Annotated in this window: 20 protein-coding genes; all 20 read left to right on the top strand. The window is 54.8% G+C overall.

Annotated features, from left to right (window positions below; translation table 11 throughout):
- The first annotated feature begins 85 nt into the window (after window positions 1–85).
- The 20 genes from leuC (at window position 86) to Y017_RS08875 (ending at window position 23,316) form a co-directional block, all read left to right on the top strand.
- A complete protein-coding gene (leuC, locus tag Y017_RS08780) occupies window positions 86–1,504 on the top strand; it encodes a 3-isopropylmalate dehydratase large subunit (RefSeq protein WP_035460343.1) in 1,419 nt (472 codons plus the stop codon).
- A gap of 11 nt (window positions 1,505–1,515) precedes the next feature.
- On the top strand, window positions 1,516–2,160 hold the full coding sequence (leuD, locus tag Y017_RS08785; protein WP_011588750.1) for a 3-isopropylmalate dehydratase small subunit: 645 nt from the start codon (window positions 1,516–1,518) through the stop codon (window positions 2,158–2,160).
- A 21-nt stretch (window positions 2,161–2,181) separates the two neighbouring features.
- Window positions 2,182–2,628, top strand: coding sequence for a hypothetical protein (locus tag Y017_RS08790; protein ID WP_011588749.1), 447 nt, complete (start codon window positions 2,182–2,184; stop codon window positions 2,626–2,628).
- Between the two features lie 34 nt (window positions 2,629–2,662).
- On the top strand, window positions 2,663–3,739 hold the full coding sequence (gene leuB, locus Y017_RS08795) for a 3-isopropylmalate dehydrogenase (RefSeq protein ID WP_035460344.1): 1,077 nt from the start codon (window positions 2,663–2,665) through the stop codon (window positions 3,737–3,739).
- A 77-nt stretch (window positions 3,740–3,816) separates the two neighbouring features.
- The gene (gene asd / locus Y017_RS08800; protein ID WP_011588747.1) at window positions 3,817–4,929 is read left to right on the top strand and encodes an aspartate-semialdehyde dehydrogenase; all 1,113 of its coding nucleotides are present in this window, start codon (window positions 3,817–3,819) and stop codon (window positions 4,927–4,929) included.
- Between the two features lie 23 nt (window positions 4,930–4,952).
- Window positions 4,953–5,969, top strand: a complete 1,017-nt coding sequence (locus Y017_RS08805) for an aspartate-semialdehyde dehydrogenase (protein ID WP_011588746.1) — start codon at window positions 4,953–4,955, stop codon at window positions 5,967–5,969.
- A 161-nt stretch (window positions 5,970–6,130) separates the two neighbouring features.
- The gene (locus tag Y017_RS08810) at window positions 6,131–9,169 is read left to right on the top strand and encodes a FimV/HubP family polar landmark protein (protein WP_035460346.1); all 3,039 of its coding nucleotides are present in this window, start codon (window positions 6,131–6,133) and stop codon (window positions 9,167–9,169) included.
- Between the two features lie 101 nt (window positions 9,170–9,270).
- Complete coding sequence (gene truA / locus Y017_RS08815; RefSeq protein WP_011588744.1) at window positions 9,271–10,074, top strand: tRNA pseudouridine(38-40) synthase TruA; 804 nt, start codon at window positions 9,271–9,273, stop codon at window positions 10,072–10,074.
- 40 nt (window positions 10,075–10,114) lie between these two features.
- Entirely contained in the window at window positions 10,115–10,771 is a 657-nt protein-coding gene (locus tag Y017_RS08820; RefSeq protein ID WP_011588743.1) for a phosphoribosylanthranilate isomerase, read from the top strand.
- A complete protein-coding gene (gene trpB, locus Y017_RS08825; RefSeq protein ID WP_035460347.1) occupies window positions 10,764–11,975 on the top strand; it encodes a tryptophan synthase subunit beta in 1,212 nt (403 codons plus the stop codon). Before Y017_RS08820 ends, trpB begins: the two co-directional genes overlap by 8 nt.
- A 108-nt stretch (window positions 11,976–12,083) precedes the next feature.
- Complete coding sequence (gene trpA / locus Y017_RS08830) at window positions 12,084–12,887, top strand: tryptophan synthase subunit alpha (protein WP_035460348.1); 804 nt, start codon at window positions 12,084–12,086, stop codon at window positions 12,885–12,887.
- Between the two features lie 12 nt (window positions 12,888–12,899).
- Window positions 12,900–13,781 carry an acetyl-CoA carboxylase, carboxyltransferase subunit beta gene (accD, locus tag Y017_RS08835; RefSeq protein ID WP_011588740.1) on the top strand — a complete coding sequence of 294 codons (882 nt, stop codon included), beginning with the start codon at window positions 12,900–12,902 and terminating at the stop codon, window positions 13,779–13,781.
- Entirely contained in the window at window positions 13,774–15,006 is a 1,233-nt protein-coding gene (locus Y017_RS08840) for a folylpolyglutamate synthase/dihydrofolate synthase family protein (RefSeq protein ID WP_035460349.1), read from the top strand. Before accD ends, Y017_RS08840 begins: the two co-directional genes overlap by 8 nt.
- Window positions 15,007–15,059: 53 nt before the next feature.
- Window positions 15,060–15,683 (top strand): SPOR domain-containing protein, encoded by a 624-nt coding sequence (locus Y017_RS08845; protein WP_231483461.1) that lies wholly within the window; start codon window positions 15,060–15,062, stop codon window positions 15,681–15,683.
- A gap of 218 nt (window positions 15,684–15,901) precedes the next feature.
- Complete coding sequence (locus Y017_RS08850) at window positions 15,902–16,396, top strand: CvpA family protein (RefSeq protein ID WP_035460350.1); 495 nt, start codon at window positions 15,902–15,904, stop codon at window positions 16,394–16,396.
- Window positions 16,397–16,407: 11 nt separating this feature from the next.
- Window positions 16,408–17,928 (top strand): amidophosphoribosyltransferase, encoded by a 1,521-nt coding sequence (purF, locus tag Y017_RS08855; protein ID WP_011588736.1) that lies wholly within the window; start codon window positions 16,408–16,410, stop codon window positions 17,926–17,928.
- 79 nt (window positions 17,929–18,007) lie between these two features.
- Window positions 18,008–19,222: an O-succinylhomoserine sulfhydrylase gene (locus tag Y017_RS08860; RefSeq protein ID WP_035460351.1), complete on the top strand. Its 1,215-nt coding sequence runs from the start codon at window positions 18,008–18,010 to the stop codon at window positions 19,220–19,222.
- 180 nt (window positions 19,223–19,402) lie between these two features.
- Complete coding sequence (locus Y017_RS08865) at window positions 19,403–20,314, top strand: MoxR family ATPase (RefSeq protein ID WP_035460352.1); 912 nt, start codon at window positions 19,403–19,405, stop codon at window positions 20,312–20,314.
- A 9-nt stretch (window positions 20,315–20,323) separates the two neighbouring features.
- Window positions 20,324–21,280 carry a DUF58 domain-containing protein gene (locus tag Y017_RS08870; RefSeq protein WP_011588733.1) on the top strand — a complete coding sequence of 319 codons (957 nt, stop codon included), beginning with the start codon at window positions 20,324–20,326 and terminating at the stop codon, window positions 21,278–21,280.
- Window positions 21,280–23,316 (top strand): DUF3488 and transglutaminase-like domain-containing protein, encoded by a 2,037-nt coding sequence (locus Y017_RS08875; RefSeq protein WP_035460353.1) that lies wholly within the window; start codon window positions 21,280–21,282, stop codon window positions 23,314–23,316. The genes Y017_RS08870 and Y017_RS08875 overlap by 1 nt, the downstream gene beginning before the upstream one ends.
- Window positions 23,317–23,593 lie beyond the last annotated feature (277 nt).

Genomic DNA, 23,593 nt, shown 5'->3' on the forward strand with positions numbered 1-23,593 from the left:
GCGTAGTTCTACATTAATTAACAGTGATAAACCAGCCGAATTTATGGTCTCAGTCAGTGACCTCAGGCGGCTCAGGGAGATAGACATGGCCGGCAAGACCCTCTACGACAAATTGTGGGACGCTCATCTCGTCGCTGAACGCGAGGACGGTTCCGCATTAATCTACATCGATCGCCAAATTATTCATGAGGTCACATCGCCTCAGGCGTTTGAGGGGCTGCGCCTGGCGGGGCGCCAACCTTGGCGGACCAGTGCCAGCGTGGCAACCATTGATCACAATGTTCCGACGACACCGTTTAACAGTGCCGCTGATATTACTGATGAGACGTCCCGTATTCAGGTGCAGACACTGGAAAACAACACGCGCGAATTCGGCATTACCGAATTCGGTATTGGTGATGTGCGCCAGGGTATTGTTCATGTGATGGCCCCGGAGCAGGGTGCGGTAGTGCCGGGCATGACCGTGGTCTGCGGCGATTCCCACACCTCCACTAATGGCGCGTTGGCCTGCCTGGCCCACGGTATTGGCACCAGTGAGGTTGAGCACGTTTTGGCGACCCAAACTCTGGTAGCCAAAAAAATGAACAACATGCGGGTGTCTGTTGAAGGTGAGCTTGGCCCAGGTGTTACCGCGAAAGATGTGGTGTTGCACATTATCGGTGTTATCGGCACCGCAGGTGGCACCGGCTATGCGCTTGAGTTTGCCGGCAGTGCCATGCGCAGCCTGAGCATGGAAGGCCGTATGACGGTCTGCAATATGGCCATTGAAGCCGGTGCCCGCGCTGGCATGGTGGCGGTAGACGACGTCACCATCGATTACGTTAAAGGGCGCCCCTTTGCTCCCAAGGGTGCGGATTGGGATAAGGCTGAAGCCTACTGGCGCACGCTGGTGTCCGACGCTGATGCACAATTCGATCAGCAGGTGGACATTGATGCAGCGGATATCAAACCGCAGGTGTCCTGGGGGACCAGCCCGGAAATGGTGGTGCCTGTGGATGCCCACCTTCCCGATCCGGCTGCAGAGACGGATGAGGTTAAACGCTCGGGTATGACCCGTGCTTATGAATACATGGGCCTGACCCCTGGGATGCCTGTTACCGAGATCAAGGTGGATCGCGTCTTTATCGGCTCGTGCACAAACTCCCGTATCGAGGATTTACGCGCGGCGGCAGAGGTGGCTAAAGGCCGCCAGAAAGCCGGTAGCGTTAAACAGGTGCTAGTGGTGCCAGGATCCGGGTTGGTCAAGCAACAGGCAGAGAAAGAGGGATTAGACAAGATATTTGTTGAGGCTGGTTTTGAATGGCGTGAGCCTGGTTGTTCCATGTGTCTGGCGATGAATCCGGACCGTCTGGAAGCCGGAGAGCATTGTGCCTCTACCTCGAACCGCAATTTCGAGGGGCGTCAAGGCAATGGCGGGCGTACGCATCTGGTTAGCCCTGCCATGGCAGCCGCCGCTGCGGTGGCGGGCCATTTTGTGGATATTCGCGAGCTAGATCAGGCATAAGGAGTAACACCATGGAAAAATTCGTACGTCACGATGGTCTGGTGGCTCCGCTTGATCGTGCCAATGTGGATACCGATCAGATCATCCCCAAGCAGTTCCTCAAGTCCATTAAACGGACCGGTTTTGGTCCTAACTTGTTTGATGAATGGCGTTATTTGGACGAAGGTTTTCCGGGACAGGACAACGCTGCGCGCCTGGTAAACAACGATTTTGTATTGAATCAACCAGACTATCAGGGCGCCAGCATTCTGTTGACGCGTCGCAACTTCGGTTGTGGTTCCAGTCGTGAGCATGCGCCCTGGGCGCTAATGGATTTTGGCTTTAAGGCAATCATCGCGCCGAGTTTTGCGGATATCTTCTACAACAACTGCTTCAAAAATGGTTTGTTGCCCATTGTGTTATCCGAAGATAACGTGGAAGCCCTGTTTCAAGTGGTTAGCAGCAAGGGCGGATACCGGATTACGATCGATCTGGAGGGCCAGCAGGTGATTCCCGAAAGCGGAGAACCGCTACCATTCGAAATTGATGAATTTCGCAAACATTGCTTGCTCAACGGTTTGGATGAGATTGGTTTAACCCTGAACGAGGCGGATGCGATCCGGGCCTATGAAAGAAGCCGAATAGAGCGTGAACCTTGGGTTTTTGCCGACCATTAAAAGAATAGCCAAGGAGGTTGTATGTTGCGTTTACTGTCTCTGTCGTTGATGTCGGTTCTGATGTTAGCAGGCTGTGCCTCTACGGGTATGTACCATGCCCCTACCGGGGAGCAAGCCGCTACATTAACGGTGGACAATCAACTCGAATCGCCGGTGCAGCAAGACCAAGGGGCGGGCTGGAAAATGCCCACCAGCAGTGAGGCTAAGGCCTCACTGTTCAAAGTGGATGGTGATCGGATTACCGAGCAAGCGGGTTCTCAGAGCGTACAGCTTGAAGCGGGCAAACACTCGGTAGAAGTTTTCGCTGATCAGGGCGGCATCCTTCGTTTTGGCAAATTCCGTTATACCTTCTTAGAAGGTGGAATCTATCAGGTTCGCATCCGAGCAGCAGAGGGCAGCAAAGAATATTCTCTTGAGTTGGTAAAGGCCTCTGCCCCAGATGATGTGCTGGTAGCGAAAAACTTTTAATGCCCGATAGGGCTGCAGTAGACAGGAAGCAGTAATGAGCAAAGTATTGGTGTTAGCGGGCGACGGAATTGGTCCTGAAATCGTCCGTGAGGCGGTTAAAGTGCTGGACGTAGCCAAGCAGAAATTTGCTTTGGATGTGGAGCTGGATGAAGCCTTGGTGGGTGGGGCTGCGGTGGATGCGGAAAATGATCCATTGCCGCAAACCACATTGGAAAAAGCGCGCGCCGCCGACGCCATTCTTTTCGGTTCTATTGGTGGTCCAAAATGGGATGCCATAGAACGGGACAAGCGTCCGGAGCGCGGTCTGCTGCGCTTGCGCTCGTCGCTGGGTTTGTTTGCGAATCTGCGCCCGGCTATTTTGTTTCCGCAATTGGCAGATGCCTCCAGCCTGAAACCGGAAGTAGTGTCCGGGCTGGATATCCTGATCGTGCGTGAGTTAACCGGTGGTATTTACTTCGGTCAGCCCCGCGGCATCAAGGAAGAAAATGGCGAACGTGTAGGCTTCAACACCTATGTCTATACCGAGTCGGAAATGCGCCGTATCGCTAAAGTGGCCTTTGAACTGGCCATGAAACGCGATAAGCGTGTGTTATCGGTGGATAAAGCTAACGTGCTGGAAGTCACCGAGCTTTGGAAAGAAGTGGTCACCGAGGAAGCAAAAGCCTACCCGGAGATCGAGTTGTCGCATATGTATGTGGACAACGCGGCCATGCAACTGGTGCGTGCGCCGAAACAGTTTGATGTGATTGTCACCGGCAACCTGTTTGGTGACATTCTCTCCGATGAAGCCGCCATGCTCACCGGTTCCATCGGAATGTTGCCCTCCGCGTCACTGGATGAAAACCGCAAGGGCTTGTATGAACCCTGCCACGGCTCGGCACCGGATATTGCCGGCCAGGGCATCGCCAACCCGCTGGCGACCATTATGTCGCTGGCCATGCTGATGCGTTACAGCCTTGAGCGTGGCGATGTGGCCGATGCCATCGAGGCAGCGGTGGAGAGCGTTCTTGATCAGGGGCTTCGTACAGCGGATATCTATACCGAGGGCACTCGCAAAGTGGGCACCGAAGAAATGGGCAGCGCCGTTGCCGATGCACTGTTAAAGGCATAACAGAGGCACAGGGCCAGGCGTCACACGCGCATTTATTCACTGATAGAAAGGGCAATCCTTTCAGGAGACAGTTTCTAATGAAAAAAGTCGGTTTTGTCGGCTGGCGTGGCATGGTGGGTTCCGTACTGATGGAGCGCATGACTGCCGAAAATGATTTTGCAGATATCGAACCGGTCTTTTTCTCGACCTCTCAGGTCGGACAGGCTGGCCCGGACGTGGGCAAGGATATTCCGGCCCTGGGCGATGCCAAAAGTATTGATGAATTGAAAGCGCTGGATGTGATCGTGACCTGCCAGGGTGGGGATTACACTAACGAGGTGTACGCGAAGCTGCGTGAAGCCGGCTGGGATGGTTACTGGATTGATGCGGCATCCACTTTGCGAATGAAAGACGATAGCGTCATCGTGCTCGATCCGGTAAACCGTTCGGTGATTGATTCTGCGCTACACAATGGCACCAAGGATTTTGTCGGCGGTAATTGTACTGTGAGCCTGATGTTGATGGGCCTGGGCGGCTTGTTCAACGAAGGGTTGGTGCAATGGGCCAGTGCCCAGACCTATCAGGCGGCGTCCGGTTCTGGTGCCCAGAACATGCGTGAGTTGATTGCCCAGATGGGTAAGATTCACGGTGATGTTTCCGACAAGCTGGCAGATCCTGCTAGTGCGATTCTGGATATTGATCGTCAAGTAGCGGCGAGCATGCGTAGCGATGCCATGCCCCGTGAGCACTTTGGCTTCCCGCTGGCGGGCTCTCTGTTGCCTTGGATTGATAAGGAAATGGAGAACGGGCAGAGCAAGGAAGAATGGAAGGCGCAGGCGGAAACCAACAAGATTCTCGGCCGTAGCAGCGACCCGATTGCCTTGGATGGTACCTGTGTTCGTATTGGTGCCATGCGTTGTCATGCCCAAGCACTGACCGTAAAGCTCAATAGCGATGTGCCTATGGATGAAGTTAACGACATCATTGCCAAGTCCAACGATTGGGTCAAAGTGGTGCCCAATACCAAGGAAGATACCTTGCGCGATCTGACGCCTACAGCGGTCACCGGCACCTTGGGTATTCCCGTGGGCCGTTTACGCAAGCTCAATATGGGCGGCGAATTCCTGAATGCCTTTACCGTAGGTGATCAGCTCTTGTGGGGCGCAGCCGAACCATTGCGTCGCATGCTGCGCATTCTTCTCGAACACTAAAGGCGACAAACCAGAGGTAAGTAATGGATCGGTCAATCAATCTGGCCATTGTCGGAGCTACCGGCTTGGTCGGTGAGGCCATCATCAAATTGCTCGCGGATCGGAAATTTCCGGTCGGCGAGCTTTTTGTTTTGGCTTCCGAAAATGGTGCAGGCAGCAAGGTTTCGTTTGCGGGCAAGTCTCTGACGGTGGGTAAGGCCGATGATTTCGACTTTTCCCAAGTGGAAATTGCCTTATTTGCAGCTGGGGCATCAGTCAGCCAGGCGCTGGCTCCGCACGCCGCAGAGTGCGGGGTGGTGGTGGTCGACCTATCTCCAGCTTTCCGCTACGAAGCGGATATTCCACTGGTTGTGGCGGGCGTTAATGACGAGATGCTGGCCCAAGCCAGGGAGCAAAATCTGGTGGCCTGTGCGGATGCGTCAACCGTGCAGTTGGTGCGCGCCCTGAAGCCGTTAACTGAACAGGGGCCGTTACAGGAGGTGGTGGTTACCCAGTTTCAGGCGGCATCAGCCACTGGTAAGGCAGGAGTGGACCAACTGGCCCAGCAAAGTGTGCGTCTGCTGAACGGCCTGGCGCCCAGTGAGGCCGCTCAAGCTCAGATCGCGTTCAATGTGTTGCCTGTAAGTGGCCAGATGCAGGAAAACGGTTTTACCAGTGAAGAGCTGAAGCTGATTTTGGAAACTCGCCGGGTCCTTGCAGATCAGCCGTTGTCAGTGCAGGTAACGATGGTGCGGGTGCCCGTTTTCTATGGTTATGGGCAAAGCGTTAGCCTGCGCAGCATTCAGGGGCTGTCTGCGGCGCAGTGTTATACGTTATGGGATGGCGATGAGGATATGTCAGTTGAGGACAGTGACGATCCCCAGGCCGTGTCCCCGGTAGCAATGGTTGAAGGGCCGCCCGCAATGCGCATTTCTCGTGTCCGCGAGGAGATGGAAGCGGGGGGTGGGTTGAGCTATTTTAGTGTTGCCGATAATGTTCGTTGGGGGGCCGCTCTCAACGCAGTGAAAATAGTGGAGAAGTTGCTAAAAGATTATCTGTGATGGATAGTTACTGACATTATGTGACGCGGTTTCTAGGTTTTTCTTCTAGCCTAAGGCAGAATGCGTAATGATGATGTAGGCAGCTTGCCGACTTGGGTACGTTCGCAGCGCCCGCGGGATTGGGCTGAGCACGGGAAACATAATAAATAAAGGGTTCGACCATGCTTCGAAAACTTGGGTTTGGCTTAACGGCTGTGGCGATGATGGCCCCTGGGGTAGCAGCGGCACTGGGGGTAGGCGATTATCAGCTTCATTCTTATTTGAACCAGCCTTTGGATATGGATGTTTCACTGCATGAAGTTGGTGACCTTTCAGCAGAAGAAATTCTGGTTAACCTTGCCCCTCAGTCGGAATTCGATGCCGCTGGTGTTGACCGCAGCTATTTTCTCAATCGCTTGGAGTTTTCTGTAGAGTTTCAGGATGGCGATAAAGCTCAGTTGCATATTTCTACGGATCAGCCGGTACGCGAACCCTATCTGAACTTCCTGGTTGAATTCCTTTGGCCCACGGGCCGATTGATGCGTGAATATACCGTACTGCTGGACCCGCCCAGCTTTGCGGATAGTGCGGTGACCGCGGCCCCGGTCATCAATCGTGTGCCGCAGCCAGCCACTCGCAGTCAGCCGTCAACTGCAACACAGTCCCCGTCTGAGAAAACGCTTGAATCCGAAATTGCATCCGAGCCTTGGCAGGCGGAATCTACTCCTGCTGAGGCTGACAGTGGCGCGCGTAATCGTTATACCGTGCGTTCTAGCGATACCATGTGGCAAATCGCGCTGAATAACCGGCCTTCTAACAGCGTGTCGGTACAACAGATGTTAGTGGCCATTCAGCAAATCAACCCGGATGCGTTTATTAACAACAATGTCAATTTGGTCCGCGAAGGCGTCGTGCTGCGTATTCCCAGCGAGCAGGAAGTGCGTACCATTTCTACTCGTTCTGCGATCGCGGAAGTGGCTGACCAGAACCGTCAATGGCGTGATATGTTGGAGCAGCGTGGCATTCAAGCGCCCCAGCGCGCACAGATCGATGGTTCGCGTCAGGTGGTTGATGCTGATGAAGAGGGTGTAGATTCGCCAGCCCGTGGTGAAATGAAATTGATCGCTCCGGAATCCACCGCGGGTGTAGATGATGGTAACAGCACTGGTGATGCTAGGCAGGGTAACGCTAATACCGCTACGCTAGAGAATGAACTGGCGATTCGCGATGAAAGCCTGGATCGCCTAGATCGTGAAAACGCCGAACTGAGATCTCGACTGAATGCTCTTGAAGAGCAGAGCGCTACCAGCTCGGAACTACTTAAGCTGCGTAACGATCAGATTACTCAATTGCAGCAAGAGTTGCGTCAATTACGCGAAGAGCAGGGCGTGGCTGCGCCGAACAGTGATCCGTTGATGGAAGAGCCGGTCGCACCGGAACTTTCCTCCGCAGATGGAGGCATGGCGGACGATACGGCAACGGAAGAAGCCGCTAATTTCAGTAATAACAGCAACGAGCCATCCACTGAAAGTGGTGTGGTTGCGCTAGAAGGTTCTGACGAAGAGTTAGCAAAGGAGGCCGCTAAGTCCAGCGCCACAGGTAGCTCGAAACAAGCCAATGCGATAGCTGATAATGCGCAGAGAGCGGAAGGTGAAGCGACGGCTACGGATAGTGTGGTCGAGCCGGTAGCGCCAGTGGGCAAACCGGAGCCGGTTGCCCCGGCGCAATCGCCGGTTGCTTTAGGGGGCATTGTCGATCTGATCATGGCCAACCTGCTGTACATCCTTCTGGGTGTTCTCGTTATTGTGCTGTTGATTTTTCTGCTTCTGCGCGGCAAGAAAAAAGACGATAACGAAGTGCTGGATGGCCCATTTTTTGATGCTGCTGACGACCAGCAGGACAGTGAATTTGACCTGAATCTGGATGATGACGGGTCTACTGCCGCGACGGTTGAAGATGATGATGTGGTGTCACCACCAGGACAAGAGCAAGGTGGTAGCCAGGACCCGCTGGAAGATGTGGAAGTCTATGTGGCCTATGGCCGTTACCCGCAAGCGGTAGATTTTCTGCGCAATGAAATTAACAAGTCGCCCGAAAGGTCAGATCTGAAAGTCCGCCTGCTGGAGTTGCTCAAGGAAATGGGCGATGACGCAGCCTTCCAGCAGCAGGCAACCGCCTATGCTGGTACTGGTGCCGATATGGATGCGGCTATCGCTCGCTTGGGTAGTGTTGCCCCAGTTGCCCAAGACGATGAAGAGCTGTCTCTGGATGATCTGGAAATGGGCTTGTCCTCGGGTTTGAATGACGAGGCCTTTTCTGCTCCGACCATCCAGGCAGAAGCGCCAAGCCCTGAGCCGGAGGAAATCTCCGATGAGCTGGCTGATTTTGATTTCGAGTTAGATGCTATTGAGGCTGACAACGCAGACGCCACTGTCATGCTGGGAGCTGACCGTGACTCAGCTTCTTCCGATGCTAGCATTGACGAAGGATTTAGCCTGGATTTCGATAGTGAAGGCGAGACTTCGCAAGCCCCTGAAATGTCTGATGCGGACAAGCAGTCGCTGTCAGCCGATTCTGTGCTTGAGCTGGATGACATCGGCACCTCTACCCAGAATGACGACACGGTATTTGGTGATCTCAACCTAGATGAGATGAATGCTGAGTTTGACGATCTTTCTACCGATCCAGTTAATGATGAAGAGCTGGATTTGTCACTGGACGATCTGGATTTATCTGATGCAACGGGCAGTGCTCCACAGCATGAAGTGGATGATGTTCTGGCGGATCTCGAGATTGATCTGGATCTGGATGAAGCGGAGCAATCGCTGGTTGACGCCGTTGAGGCAGACGATTCTCTAGATCCAATCACTTCATTGGATCTAGAGGATGATCAGTCCCCATCACTAGATGAGTCTTCCGCTGTTGAAGCGACGGATGAGCAGAAACGCGAGGACGCGTCGTTGAACATTGATCTGGCGTCGGTGCCCGACACCTCGGAGGATGATGCGTCGGACTCGTCCAGTGCGGATGTGTTGGCAGATGAAGATGACTTCGACTTCTTGGGTGAAACTGACGAAAATGCCACTAAGCTAGATTTAGCCAAAGCCTATATCGACATGGGCGATAGCGAAGGGGCGAAGGATATTCTCAGCGAAGTGATCTCCGAAGGTAGCGCTCAGCAACAGAACGAAGCAAGAGAGCTGCTTGGGCAGGTGGGTTAACCCGCCACTCTGGCTAGGAAAAAGGGGGGCGATGCCTTATGGTATCGCCCCCCTTTTTTATGGGTAGCAGTTTTGCGTAAACGGCAACGAGACGGTGAACGATGACACGCATTGCGCTGGGTATTGAGTACGATGGCACTGATTTTCGTGGTTGGCAGATGCAACAATCAGGAGTGCGCACAGTTCAGGAGTGCCTGGAAGCGGCACTGTCTAAAGTGGCCAACCATTCGGTGACCGTAGTGTGCGCCGGTCGTACTGATGCAGGGGTACATGGCACTGGGCAGGTGGTGCACTTCGATTCCGATGCGCCCCGTGAGATGAAGAGCTGGATTATGGGGGGCAATACCAATCTGCCAAGAGATGTGACCATACGGTGGGCGGTGCCAGTGAGCGATGATTTTCACGCGCGTTTTTCTGCGGTGAGTCGCCGTTATCGCTACGTAATTTATAACCATGCTCGCCCCCCGGCGCTCTACCGCAGCCAGGTAACCTGGAATCACCGTCCTCTGGATGTTGCCGCCATGCGCGAGGCTGCATCGTATTTGGTGGGTCATCATGACTTCACTGCCTACCGCAGCGTGCATTGCCAGGCCAAGTCACCGTTAAAGACTCTGCATAGCCTTGAACTATATGAGCAGGGCAAAGTGCTGGTGCTTGAGGCACATGCTAACGCGTTCTTGATGCACATGGTGCGTAATATAGCTGGGGTCCTGATGAAGGTGGGTGCAGGTAAGAAACCGCCTGTTTGGGCCAAAGACGTTCTGGAATGCCGAGATCGGCGGCTGGGTGCTGCGACAGCTCCGCCCTTTGGACTATATCTGGTGGAAATTGAGTACCCTGAGCTCTTCGCGTTACCTGATGAGCCCCTGGGGCCCCTGTGGCTGCCGGACCGTCTTGAGGCATAATTAACCCTTATCGGCCTGCCTTTGTTACACTGGAGAACCCATGACCGTACCCCGGGTCAAAATCTGCGGCATTACTCGAATTGAAGATGGTTTAGCGGCGGCGAACGCCGGTGCCGATGCCATTGGCCTAGTGTTTTATGGGCCCAGCCCTCGTGCTGTTACTGCTCGACAAGCAGCAGAAATCTGTGCCAGCTTGCCGCCGTTTGTTACCACGGTGGCGCTCTTTGTTGATGCGTCTCGTGCTGAGATTGAAGGGGTGCTGGCCAGAGTGCCGGTAGACTTATTGCAGTTCCATGGAAATGAAAATCCGCAGTTTTGCGACAGTTTTAACCGACCATGGATCAAGGCAGTTCGAATGAAGGATGATGTGGATCTCCACCATTATGCTCAGATTTACCGTAATGCGGCAGGTTTGCTGATCGACAGTTATGTTGCTGGCGTGCCGGGCGGGACTGGGGAGACGTTTAACTGGGGCAGGGTACCTAAAACCTTGCCTCTGCCTGTAGTGCTGGCCGGTGGCCTGCACCCAGGGAATGTGGCTGCAGCTGTGACACAGGTTCAGCCATGGGCAGTGGATGTGAGTGGTGGTGTTGAACAGAAGAATGTTCAGGGTGGCCGCAGCGGTGGCATCAAAGATGCCTCTGCCATCCGTGTCTTTATTAATAGTGTCAAAACACGAGGAGTAGCTGGTGTCTGAACGCCCTGATTTTTCTGCTTTTCCTGATGCGCGTGGCCACTTTGGCCGGTTTGGTGGCAGCTTTGTTTCGGAGACCCTGATGGGGGCACTGGACGAACTGACGGCCATGTATGAGCGTCTTAAGGACGATCCGCAGTTCCGCGCGGATTTCGACTATGATTTGGCTCATTATGTGGGCCGCCCATCTCCGCTTTATCTGGCGGAGCGATGGTCGAAGCAGCTCGGTGGGGCGAAGATCTGGCTCAAGCGCGAAGATCTCAATCACACCGGCGCTCACAAGGTGAATAACACCATTGGCCAAGCTCTGCTAGCCAAGCATATGGGCAAGCCCCGTGTGATTGCAGAAACCGGTGCGGGCCAGCACGGTGTGGCCACGGCGACAGTGGCCGCACGGTTGGGTCTAGAATGCCAAGTGTATATGGGCGCGGAAGATGTGGAGCGTCAGAAACTCAACGTCTATCGAATGAAGTTGCTGGGCGCGGAAGTGATTCCGGTTACCTCAGGGTCTCGTACCTTAAAAGACGCTATGAATGAGGCCATGCGTGACTGGGTGACCAACGTTGACAACACTTTCTACATTATCGGCACCGTGGCCGGTCCTCACCCTTATCCGCAGCTGGTGCGCGATTTCCAGTGCATTATTGGGCGTGAGGCCCGTGAACAAAGTCTGAAACAGGCGGGGCAGCTTCCCGATGCGCTAGTAGCCTGTGTCGGCGGTGGCTCCAATGCTATTGGTCTGTTCCATCCCTTCCTCAACGATGAGGATGTGCTCATGTATGGTGTAGAAGCGGCGGGGGATGGTATTGAAACCGGTCGTCATGCTGCGCCTTTAAACGCGGGCCGCCCGGGTGTTTTGCACGGCAATCGTACTTACCTGATGGAAGACGATAACGGCCAGATCATCGAAACACATTCCGTGTCGGCGGGTTTGGATTACCCGGGTGTCGGGCCTGAACATTCCTGGCTTAAGGATATTGGCCGGGTTAATTATGTGGCTGCTGACGACCAAGAAGCCCTGTCGGCGTTCCGCGAATTGACTCAGGTAGAAGGCATTATGCCAGCTTTAGAGTCTGCCCATGCGCTGGCCTACGCTCGCAAGCTGGCCCCCACCATGTCTGCGGAACAGAACATTGTGGTGAATCTATCTGGTCGGGGTGACAAGGATATCCTGACCGTGGCCGCCATTGATGGAATCGATTTTTAATTCTGTTTAGGTCGTTTGCTTGTTAAGGCGATGCTTTCCCGCGTAGGAAAGTGTCGGCTTGGAAAGACCCATGGGGCCTTTCCTTTACCCGATTTTTAAGGAGCAGAAATGCGTCGTATTGAACGTTGCTTCCAGCGCCTAGACGGTGAGAACCGTAAAGCGCTGATTCCTTTTGTAACGGCGGGTGATCCGGTTAAGGATGTAACCGTGCCGTTGATGCACGCCATGGTGGATGCCGGGGCAGATATTATTGAGCTGGGGGTGCCGTTTTCCGATCCCATGGCCGATGGGCCGGTAATCCAGTTGGCCTGTGAGCGGGCTTTGCAGCACAACACGTCCACCCGTGATGTACTGGCCATGGTGAAGATCTTCCGTGAAACCAACACGCAGACCCCTGTGGTGCTGATGGGGTATTTGAACCCGGTTGAAGTAATGGGCTATGAATCTTTCGCTAAGGCCGCAGAAGATGCGGGTGTGGATGGGGTGTTGTTGGTGGATTTGCCGCCAGAAGAGGCCTTGGAAGTAAAGCCGGTTATGGATGCCCATGGCCTAGACATGATCTTTCTGGTGGCACCGACTACCTCTGATACTCGCATAAAGCTGATTGGCGAAGCCGGTTCCGGCTATCTGTATTATGTCTCTTTGAAGGGTGTTACTGGCTCTGCAACCCTGAATGTGGAAGAGGTGGCCAGCCGCGTTGAAACAATTCGCAACCTTGCCCAATTGCCCATTGGTGTCGGCTTTGGTATCAAAGACGCTGAATCTGCGCAGGCGGTGAGCCGGGTAGCCGATGGTGTGGTCGTTGGTAGTGCTCTGGTTAATCAAATTGCTGAAAATAAGAATACTCCCGACGCGATTAATGACGCGGTTGGGGGTATTCTCAGCGCTATGCGTAAAGCCATGGATCAATAACGGGACCCTTGCATGAGCAATAGCAACTGGCTGGAGAAAATCCTCCCTGCCGTACGTCGACCCCAGGAAAGTCGCCGCAACAACATTCCTGAAGGGCTGTGGCGAAAGTGCCCGCGATGCGAAGGGGTAGTCTACCGGCCGGAACTCGATCGCAACATGGATGTATGTCCAAAGTGCGATCACCATTTGCGTATTAGTGCCCGCCGTCGCCTTAAGCTGTTTCTTGATGAAGGTGTGCAGACGGAAATCGGTACGGAACTGTCCCCTGTGGATCGTCTCAAATTCAAGGATTCCAAGAAGTATAAGGATCGCCTTGTAGCGGCACAGAAGGCCACCGATGAGAAAGATGCACTGGTCGTTTTGAAGGGCGCTTTGCATGGTGAACCGCTGGTTGCCTGTGCCTTTGAGTTCAGTTTTATGGGCGGTTCCATGGGCTCCGTGGTGGGTGAGCGCTTTGTGCGTGCGGTGAATGTGTGTCTTGAGCAGAAGTTGCCATTAGTTTGTTTTGCAGCCAGTGGCGGGGCGCGCATGCAAGAAGCGTTGTTCTCACTGATGCAAATGGCGAAAACTAGCGCCGCGCTGGAGAAGATGCGCCAAGCAGGTTTGCCGTTTATTTCTGTGCTTACCGATCCTGTTTACGGCGGGGTGTCGGCGTCCCTGGCCATGCTGGGAGACGTGAATGTGGCTGAGCCTAATGCGTTGATCGGCTTTGCCGGCCCGCGGGTAATTGAACAGACTGTGCGCCAGAAACTGCCCGAAGGGTTTCAACGCAGTGAATTTCTACTCGAGCACGGTGCCATCGACATGATCGTCTCCCGCCACGATATGCGCGAGACCCTTTATCGCTTACTGGCTAACATGATGGGCTGGCCGCCACTAGCTCTGGATGACTGACAGCCCACTGCCAAGCTCTTTGCCCGAGTGGCTGCGTCGCATTGAAGCCATGCACCCGGCCGATATTGAGCTGGGCTTGGATCGGCTTCGTGACGTGGCCACCCGCTTGGAGGTGGCCCGCTTTTCTGTTCCAGTGATTACCGTTGCCGGCACCAACGGCAAAGGCTCAACGCTGCGTTTGATGACCGCCTTGGCAGAACAGCAAGGCCGCAAGGTTTGCCTCTACACCTCTCCTCACCTTCATGTGTTCAACGAACGGATACGGTTGCCAGATGGTCTGGCGAGTGATACGCAGTTGTGTGCAGCATTCGCACAAGTGGAGCTCGCAAGGGCAGGCGTGCCACTTACCTATTTTGAATTCACCACCCTGGCTGCTCTCTGGTTATTCAAGGATAGTAATGCCGACCTGATCTTGCTGGAGGTCGGCTTGGGGGGGCGGTTGGATGCGGTCAATATTGTCGAACCCGATGTGTCTGTGGTGACCTCCGTGGGGCTTGACCATCAGGACTGGCTTGGCAACACCCGTGAAGCCATTGCGGCAGAGAAATGCGGTATCGCGCGGCCCGGTAAGCCGCTGGTGTATGGTGAAGCGCTCTGGCCGGATAACCTTGTGCCCCTGGTTTCAACATTAGGCGCTATTCCAGTGTTCGCCGGCCGTGATTTTCACATTGATGGCGCTACACTGTGGTTGATTGATGGCGAGTCGGTGAACTTACCGGAAGTCGTGCGCCTAGGTGCTGATAATCTGGCTACGGCCTGTCAGGCGCTGAGCCTGGCCGGCGTAAACTGTCAGCAGGGGGATTTAGCGGCGGTTGCTACGTTGGGCTTGTTTGGGCGTTGCGAACATCAACTCATTGCTGGTGTGTCCTGTTGGTTCGATGTGGGTCACAATCTTCCGGCGGTGCAACGTTTTCTTCGACAGCTGCCTGATTGTGCCGGAACCCGACATCTGGTGTTTGGCATGATGGCAGATAAGCCCTTTGATGGGGTGATGGCATTATTCGAAGGGATGGCTGCACACTGGTATCTGGCCGCACCACGGATTCCCCGCGCAGCATCCACTAGGGTGTTACAAAGCGCTTTACCGGCTACAGCCCAGTACAATGAGTACGCGAGTGTGGCGGCTGCTACTCATGCAGCGTTGGCGGCGGCATCGGCGGATGATCAGGTGATTGTTTTCGGCTCCTTTTATACGGTGGCAGAAGCTCGGGAACCGCAATCGTAGGGCTAGGCCGTTATGTCTCAACGCCCTCCAATGAATGCTGAATGGAGAAACGGGTGGATAATCGAACGCGTCAGCGCCTTGTAGGCATTATATTGTTATTGGTTCTGGCGGCGACGCTGGCGCCGTTTCTGTTTCGTACCCCTGAGCAAGTACGTGGTGCGTTGGAGATGCATATTCCTGAACCGCCGGAGCACAAAACAGTTTTGGTTGAGCCGGTTGTTGAGCAGGAACTTCGTGAGGTAGCGGATGAGCGCATTGTCGCCGACCATGAAGCGGTACAGGAGGCGGCTGAACAACAATTAAATGAAGATAATGCCAGCGTCGTTCCGGATCAGCCAGAGCCCGTTATCCCTATTAAGGAGGATGCGGCAGTGCCTCCGCCGGAAGACCCTGTGAGCGCGCCTCAGTTGGGCCCAAGCGGCGGGCCTGTACTGGCTGGATTTGTGGTGCAGACGGGCAGTTATTCCAATGCCGATAACGCTAAGGGTATGGTCGACAAGCTTAAAGCGGCAGGGTACCGGGCCTATACGCAAACGGATAGCCATGATGGGAAAGTGCTTCATCGGGTCATGGTTGGGCCAGAGATTCGCAAGGAAGATGCCGAAGCAACGCGATTGCGATTGGCCAATGACGATCGTTTTAAGCTCAAGGGATTGGTACGCATTTACGTGCCCTGATCTGTATCAGTGAGCTCGGCTTTACTTTCCCGTGGCCTAGCTAAGTATTATTTCAGATTGCCTAAGAAGATGGAGGCAAAGGCCGGGATGCATGGGCAAGCGGGTTTGGCTCTGATAAACTGCGCCGTCTGTATTTACAGGACATCCTGCCAGCCTTTTTCTGGGTTTGGCATTGTCCATTTTTTCAGCCTTCACCCGCCGGCGAGAGCACGCTTTAAATGAATCTGGCAGACGGCATCATCCTGTTTGTTATCGCAGTTTCTGCCCTTTTGAGTGTTCGCCGGGGGTTTACCCGCGAAGCCTTTTCGTTGCTCACATGGGTTGCGGCCTTTATTATCGCCCGCCTGTTCAGCCCGGCCCTGGACCTTCTGCTCCAGGAACAGATCACCACCCCCAGCCTGCGTGCCGCTGTCGCCTTTGGTAGCCTGTTTGCTCTGACTTTGGCTGTAGGGGCTCTCATTAATCATTTGCTCGGTGAACTGATCCGCGTCACCGGTTTGAGTAGTACTGACAGATTAATGGGTATGGTGTTTGGCGCCCTGCGTGGGGTGTTGCTAATGGTCGTACTCGTCGCCCTGGGTCAGCATTTGTTTGCTTCTGACCCCTGGTGGCACGAATCCACCCTGGTTCCGCATCTGGTGATGATGGAAGCGTGGACCCGGGACGTGGGCGAGAGCCTTCTCGCCTTTATCATGAATGTAAGTGGCAGCTAGAGGTAAGTACCATGTGCGGCATTGTGGGCATTGTCGGTCATAGCTATGTGAACCAGGGGATTTATGATGCCCTGACCGTTCTCCAGCATCGTGGCCAGGATGCGGCTGGTATAGTGACCTGTGACGGCGACCGTCTCTACCTGCGCAAAGATAATGGCATGGTGCGCGACGTTTTCCGCACTCGCCATATGCGCCGCCTTGTAGGCAACATGGGGATTGGCCATGTGCGTTATCCCACTGCAGGCAGCTCCAGTTCGGCAGAAGCTCAGCCGTTCTATGTAAATTCTCCTTATGGCATTACGTTGGCCCATAATGGCAACTTAACCAATGCCGAAGCCCTAGCCGAACATATCTTCCGTGCTGATCTGCGCCATATCAACACCACTTCGGATTCTGAGGTTTTGCTGAATGTTTTTGCTCACGAGCTGCAAAGCCGGGGCAAGCTGAAACCGGAACCGAATGATATTTTCGATGCCGTTGCAGCGGTTCATGATCGTGTGCAAGGCGCTTATGCGGTAGTTGCCATGATAACCGGTTACGGCATCCTGGCCTTCCGTGACCCTCACGGCATTCGTCCTGTGTGTTTTGGCCGCAAAGATACCCCCAACGGCCCAGAGTACATGGTGGCTTCTGAATCCGTGGCGCTGTCTTCACTGGGCTTTAATGTAGTGCGTGACTTGGCTCCGGGTGAAGCTATTTACATTACCGCTGAGGGTGAAATGCACACCCGCCAGTGTGCCGAAAATGCAAGTTTGCACCCCTGTATTTTCGAGCAGGTTTACCTGGCGCGGCCGGACTCCATTATTGATGGCATTTCTGTGTACAAGGCACGCTTGCGCATGGGCGAAAAACTGGCCGAAAAAGTAGAGCGTGAATGGCCTGATCACGACATTGATGTGGTCATCCCGATTCCCGATACTAGCCGCACCTCCGCTTTGCAGATGGCCAATCATCTGGGGGTGAAATACCGTGAAGGTTTTATCAAGAATCGTTATATCGGCCGAACCTTCATCATGCCCGGCCAGCAACAACGCAAAAAATCCGTGCGCCAGAAGCTCAACGCAATCGAGCTCGAATTCCAGGGCAAAAACGTGCTGCTGGTGGATGACTCCATCGTGCGGGGTACCACCTGTAATGAAATCATTCAGATGGCTCGCGAAGCCGGGGCTCGCAAGGTCTATTTCGCTTCTGCTGCGCCGGCGGTGAAATACCCAAATGTATACGGCATCGATATGCCCGTGGCTCAAGAACTGATTGCTCATGGTCGAACCACGGATGAAATTGGTGAACTGATCGGCGCTGATCGATTAATCTACCAAGACTTGGACGATCTGGTGGAAACGTGCAAGGAAGGTAATCCGCAGGTGGTGTCCTTCGATTGCTCCGTGTTCAATGGTGAATACCTTGCGGGTAACATTACACCGGATTACCTGGCCAACTTGGAGGCCCGCCGTAGCGATGCGGCCAAAGGCGATAGTGAAAAGACCCAGGCCTTAGCGGATAACGAAATTATCGATCTGCATAATCACTGATAAAGTGATGAAACCACCCCCGGAGGCGGCATGGGCCACCATCGGCTAAGTCGCCCGTAACGCGGAGTAGAATTTTCTGATGAGTGATGATCTGGATCCGACAACCCTGAATGTTGAAACCTTGGCCATTCGTACTGCGCAACTGCGCACGGATGAAATGGCACATTCCGATCCAATCTTCATGACCTCCAGCTTCGTGTATGAAAGCGCGGCGCAAGCGGCGGCACGGTTTAGTGGTGAAGAGCCGGGCAATATTTATTCCCGTTTCACCAACCCAACCGTGCGGGCATTCGAGCAACGCTTGGCCGCGTTGGAAGGCGGGGAGGCCTGTGTCGCCTTTGCATCTGGCATGGCGGCAATCAGCGGCACCTTTTTCTCCTTGCTGGCGCCGGGTGATCACCTTGTTAGTTCTCGTAGCGTGTTCGGCACCACCAATGTGATCTACGACCGTTACCTGAAAAAGTTCGGCATCGACACCACCTTGGTGGACATGAGCGACTTGTCCCAGTGGGAAGCCGCGATCCGCCCGGAAACGAAAATATTGTTTCTGGAAACACCGTCCAATCCACTGGCGGAAGTGGGTGACATTGCCGCCCTGGCTAAGCTGGCCCATGACAATGGGGCACTGTTGGTGGTGGATAACTGTTTTTGTACCCCGGCACTGCAAAAACCCATCGAGTTGGGCGCTGACCTGATCATTCATAGCGCCACCAAATATCTGGACGGGCAGGGGCGTTGCCTCGGAGGTGCCGTAGTCGGACCAAAAGAGCCCATGAACGAGATTCTGGGTTTCGTGCGTTCTGCTGGCTCCTGCATGAGCCCGTTTAATGCCTGGGTCTTTATCAAGGGCCTGGAAACGCTAAGTTTGCGCATGCAGGCACAGAGTGAGCGGGCCATGGCACTGGCCGAATGGCTTGAAGTACAGCCGGGGGTTGCCCGGGTGCATTACGCAGGGTTGAAAAGTCACCCGCAGCATGACCTAGCCGGCAGCCAACAGTCGGCCTATGGTGCAGTGATGTCCATTGAGGTGGAAGACGCCGCCGGCAATCGTGATCGTCAGGCCGCCTGGCGCTTTATTGATGCCACTCGCCTGATTTCTATTACCGCTAACCTGGGTGATGTTAAAACAACAGTGACTCACCCGGCGACAACAACGCATGGGCGGGTCAACAAAGAAGAAAAGCAGCGAGCTGGAGTAACCGAGAATCTCATTCGTCTGGCCATTGGCTTAGAAGGAATAGACGATCTGAAGGCAGACCTGAGCCGCGGCCTCAAGGCGTTAGCCAGCGCATAGCCAAGGTACAACCTTGGGAGGTGCGATAAAGTTTCCACGCTTTGCTTTTTTCAACTTTCCACGTTTGAAGGCTCTACTGAATCCCGCGAGCTAAACCACACTCTTTTGCACAGCGTTAGCTTGCGTTGCAGCTTGCAACCTTGGAGTGTTTTGGTAAGAAATCGGGGTTAAGGGGACATAATGCAGGCATTGGATAAAGCCTTGGCCCAGGTGGGCCGCGTTGTGCTGGGCAAAGAAGAGCAACTGAAACTGGCACTGACCTGCATGCTGGCCAGTGGCCACCTGCTGATCGAAGACCTGCCGGGCATGGGCAAGACTACCTTAGCTCATGCGTTGGCTCGAGTGTTCCAGCTGGATTACCGCCGAGTACAGTTCACCAGCGATATGCTGCCAGCGGATATTCTCGGCGTTTCCGTTTTTGACCCTACCACCCAGCAATTCTCTCTCCGCGAAGGCCCGGTATTTACTCAGCTGCTGTTGGCCGATGAAATCAACCGGGCCACGCCGAAAACCCAAAGCGCTTTACTGGAGGCCATGGAAGAGCGGCAGGTGACTTTGGATGGTGTCACTCGCCCTTTGCCGGCGCCTTTTTTTGTGGTCGCGACCCAGAACCCGATAGATCAGGCTGGCACCTTTGTGTTGCCAGAGTCCCAGCTTGACCGCTTCCTGATGCGTATTTCCTTGGGTTATCCCGCCCCCGATGTGGAGCTGGAACTGCTCGCCGGCGGTGATTTGCGTCAGCAGGTCCGTGAGTTGAAAGCGGTAATCAATGGTGAAGGTTTGATGAAGCTGGCCCAGGTCGTGGGCAAGATTCGGGTAACACGTGAACTTCTCGATTATGTACAGCGGTTGCTGGACGCCACCCGCTCGGATGATCGCTTTGTTGCGGGGCTGTCACCCCGTGCAGGGCTGGGCCTGTTGAGAGCCGCACGCGCCTGGGCGCTGATAACCGGTCGTGACTACGTATTGCCGGAAGATGTTCAGGCTGTTTGGGCCTCTGTGGCAGAGCACCGGTTGAGTGTCCGGCAGGGAGGCAGTGTGGCGGCCATCAGCCAGTCCTTGCTGCAGTCCGTGCCTGTGGTACGGCGTTAAGGTGCCGCGGTGAAATTTCCCCTTGGGGTGCGTGGACTCTATGAACGGTGGTTGACGCGCCGTTTACCCGCTGCCCGCCAGATAGTGCTGAATCAGAAACGCATTTTTATTTTTCCTACCGGTTACGGTTTTTTCTATCTGTTAGTGGCCGGGCTGCTGTTCATTGGCGGCATTAACTATGAAAATAATTTGATCTTGGCTCTGTCGTTTCTAATGGCGAGTTTATTTCTGGTTACCATCCTCCATACCTTTCGCAATTTATCGGCTCTTGGCTTGCGCAATGGCACGGCAGAGTCCGGTTTCAGTGGCGAAGAAGGGGCGCTGGAAGTGGTGTTATTCGCCGAGCAGCGAGCCCATCATTGTGTCTGGTTGTACTGGCCGGGGCAGGCCGCTCAGCAGGTCAGCGTTATGGCAGGGGAGGAGGAAAGCCTGTGGTTGAATTTGTTTCTGCCACGGCGGGGAAAAATAACCGCGCCGCGGTTAAAAGTGGAAAGCCGGTTTCCTCTTGGCCTGCTACGCAGCTGGTCTTATGTGACACTGGATCATTATTGCCTTGCCTGGCCTAGCCCCCAGGAAAATGAAAACTGCCCGGCAGATGGCGGCAAAAATAATCAGAGGGCCTTCAGCAGTGGCCAGTCCGGTAACGAAGAATTTCAGGGGCTGCGCCGTTACGTTCCCGGCGACTCGCTGCGCAAGATCGACTGGAAAGGCTATGCTCGAGGCAGAGGCCTAAACACCAAGTTGTTCGAAGAACCTGTGGGCGGTCGGCTCTGGTTGCGTTGGGACAAGCTGGAAGGTCTAGCAGATGAGCAGCGGCTTTCTATTCTGTGTCATTGGGTGCTTGAGCTAGACCGGGAACATCAGCCCTATGGATTGGTGCTACCGGGGCTGACATTAGCACCGGACACCGGTGATGTGCACCGCTGGCGCTTGCTGGATGCGTTGGCCTGTTACCCGGAGTTCTGATGGCGCGCATTTACCAGGTCCCTTCCCACACTCAGCTCTGGCTGACGCTTGCGGTGACGTTCTGTGCGATACCCCAGCTGCTCAAAGGTCCGCTTTGGCAGACCGGTTTATTTGCGCTGGTGGTGGTGATCCGCGCACTGGTGAACCGGCAACGAATGGCGCTCCCCGGTCGTATTATTCGCAGCCTGCTATTAATGGCTGTGGTGGCGCTCACCTTTTATAGTTTTGGCCGCCTTTATGGGCCGGAAGCCGGGGTCGCCTTGCTGGTTTCGCTGTTTGGGCTCAAATACCTAGAGGTAGTGAGCCAGCGCGATGCCTATGTGTTGTTAGTGTTGGGTTTCTTTGTCTGCGCCACGTCGTTGCTATTTTCGCAAAGCCCGCTGATGTTCCTCTACGTGTTGTTGTGCATGGTGCTGCTCACCGCGTGCTTGGCGGGGATTAATCACAGCGATACCCGCGCCAGCGGGGGGCAGCATCTTAAACGTGCCGCGGTGATTATGGCCCAGGCGATACCGTTGATGCTGATTCTGTTTGTGCTGGTGCCCAGGGTCGCCCCATTATGGAATATGCAGGTGGGCAGCGGTAAAGCGCGCACCGGGATGACAGACAGCATGGCACCGGGACAGATTAGTGAGCTATCAGAGTCGTCCGCCCTAGCGTTCCGGGTTGCCTTTGAGGGCGAGATGCCGCCCCCGGCGCAACGCTACTGGCGGGGGCTCACTCTGAGTTATTTCGATGGCCGCGCCTGGCAGCAGGCTATTCCCAAAGGCATGGACAAAGAGAGCTATCTGTATCGTGGCGGCGGGAACGCGCCGGACTGGATGACGGCGCTTACCGCTGGACGTAGCGACGGCAATAGTTACGCCTACCAAGTGATTGTCGAGCCCACCCAGCGCCGTTGGCTGTTTGCCATGCCGGTACCTTTCGTGAGTGGCGAGGGGGTTAGTTTGGCCCGGGATATGCGACTTGTGTCAAATAATCCGGTCAGTCAGCGACAGAGCTACCGGGTGGTCAGTGTGCCAGCGGCGACCCGTCGGCTGCCATTGGCGCCCCAGGAAGAAGCGTTGATGCTGTCGATTCCGGATGACAGCGGTCGCCGGGCTCGAGGGCTGGCTCAGCGGTGGCGCCTAGATAGCGACGCAGATACGGCAGTGGTGCAGCAGGCTCTTGCCTATTTTCGTCAGCAACCTTTCCACTACACACTGCGGCCGCCAAAACTGGTGGCCGATCCCATCGACGATTTCTTGTTCCGTTCGCGCAAGGGCTTCTGTGAGCACTATGCTTCCAGCTTTACTTTTCTTATGCGGGCTGCGGGCATTCCTGCTCGGGTGGTGGTGGGCTACCAAGGCGGGGAACAGAATAGCCTGGGGTCTCACTTACTGGTTCGCCAGTATGACGCCCATGCTTGGAGTGAGGTCTGGCTGGAGGGGCAAGGATGGGTGCGGGTAGACCCAACCGGAGCGGTGGCCCCGGAGCGGGTGGAACACGGGTTGAGGGCGGCTCTTGAAGATGAACAATCCGGGACGGGGCTAAGCGGGATTGAGTTGGATGCTTTTGCTGGCAGTGGTTTGCTGGGGGCCATGCGTGAGTGGGCAGATTATGTGGATTTTCGCTGGCAGACCTGGGTGCTTGGCTATGACAGCCAGTTACAACTGTCCGTACTCGGCAAGTTGCTTGGGCAGGTCACCCCCCTACGGTTGGCCGTAACGTTGATAGTGTCTATTGCGTTGTTGTTGGGGTTGTATGGCCTGTATCTGTTTTGGCATACCCCGGCGCATCGTCAATCCTCAATGGAAAAGGAATTCTGGCATCTATATCAACATGTTCAGAGCCGAGGGTTGAGGCTGTCACCTGGGTTAACCCCTTCATTATTGGCTGAAGCCATTGCTGAACGCTGGCCTCGGGCCGCAAGCCCGGCCCATGACTGGGCCCGCTACTATCAACGGTCGCTGTACGATCCGCAGCAAAAACCCGGCAAACAGCAAATGCGCCATTTACGTGGCTTACGTAATCGCTTGTGCAAATTATTGGATTAGCCGGCTAGCCACAGACGGGTACGTTGGTGTTCGTTTAACGGTTACTTCGGGGGTGTTGCAGGAAACGAAAAATGCGCACGGTAAGGTACAAGAAAACGTTGGAGCGGGCAGAGTAAGCCCCTTGAGTTCAATTGTTCTGGGATGAATTGGCACCGCTCGAGAGCAGGGTTGGATCGTGGATTCATGGAACGGATCAACTCATCTGCGTGATCCAGGAAAACCGGGATCGTGGCTTGAGGCCGAGCCTGCAGCGGTTTGCAGTGTTAGATTCAGCTGT

The organism is Alcanivorax sp. 97CO-5 (assembly GCF_000524665.1).
Classification (GTDB): Bacteria; Pseudomonadota; Gammaproteobacteria; order Pseudomonadales; family Alcanivoracaceae; genus Alcanivorax; species Alcanivorax borkumensis.

Coding starts and splice junctions, on each gene's coding strand:
- Y017_RS08805 (WP_011588746.1), top strand. CDS start 4,953: ATGGATCGGTCAATCAATCTGGCCATTGTCGGAGCTACCGGCTTGGTC.
- Y017_RS08810 (WP_035460346.1), top strand. CDS start 6,131: ATGCTTCGAAAACTTGGGTTTGGCTTAACGGCTGTGGCGATGATGGCC.
- asd (WP_011588747.1), top strand. CDS start 3,817: ATGAAAAAAGTCGGTTTTGTCGGCTGGCGTGGCATGGTGGGTTCCGTA.
- truA (WP_011588744.1), top strand. CDS start 9,271: ATGACACGCATTGCGCTGGGTATTGAGTACGATGGCACTGATTTTCGT.
- Y017_RS08820 (WP_011588743.1), top strand. CDS start 10,115: ATGACCGTACCCCGGGTCAAAATCTGCGGCATTACTCGAATTGAAGAT.
- Y017_RS08860 (WP_035460351.1), top strand. CDS start 18,008: ATGAGTGATGATCTGGATCCGACAACCCTGAATGTTGAAACCTTGGCC.
- Y017_RS08790 (WP_011588749.1), top strand. CDS start 2,182: ATGTTGCGTTTACTGTCTCTGTCGTTGATGTCGGTTCTGATGTTAGCA.
- purF (WP_011588736.1), top strand. CDS start 16,408: ATGTGCGGCATTGTGGGCATTGTCGGTCATAGCTATGTGAACCAGGGG.
- leuC (WP_035460343.1), top strand. CDS start 86: ATGGCCGGCAAGACCCTCTACGACAAATTGTGGGACGCTCATCTCGTC.
- Y017_RS08850 (WP_035460350.1), top strand. CDS start 15,902: ATGAATCTGGCAGACGGCATCATCCTGTTTGTTATCGCAGTTTCTGCC.
- Y017_RS08865 (WP_035460352.1), top strand. CDS start 19,403: ATGCAGGCATTGGATAAAGCCTTGGCCCAGGTGGGCCGCGTTGTGCTG.
- accD (WP_011588740.1), top strand. CDS start 12,900: ATGAGCAATAGCAACTGGCTGGAGAAAATCCTCCCTGCCGTACGTCGA.
- Y017_RS08840 (WP_035460349.1), top strand. CDS start 13,774: ATGACTGACAGCCCACTGCCAAGCTCTTTGCCCGAGTGGCTGCGTCGC.
- Y017_RS08875 (WP_035460353.1), top strand. CDS start 21,280: ATGGCGCGCATTTACCAGGTCCCTTCCCACACTCAGCTCTGGCTGACG.
- leuB (WP_035460344.1), top strand. CDS start 2,663: ATGAGCAAAGTATTGGTGTTAGCGGGCGACGGAATTGGTCCTGAAATC.
- trpA (WP_035460348.1), top strand. CDS start 12,084: ATGCGTCGTATTGAACGTTGCTTCCAGCGCCTAGACGGTGAGAACCGT.
- leuD (WP_011588750.1), top strand. CDS start 1,516: ATGGAAAAATTCGTACGTCACGATGGTCTGGTGGCTCCGCTTGATCGT.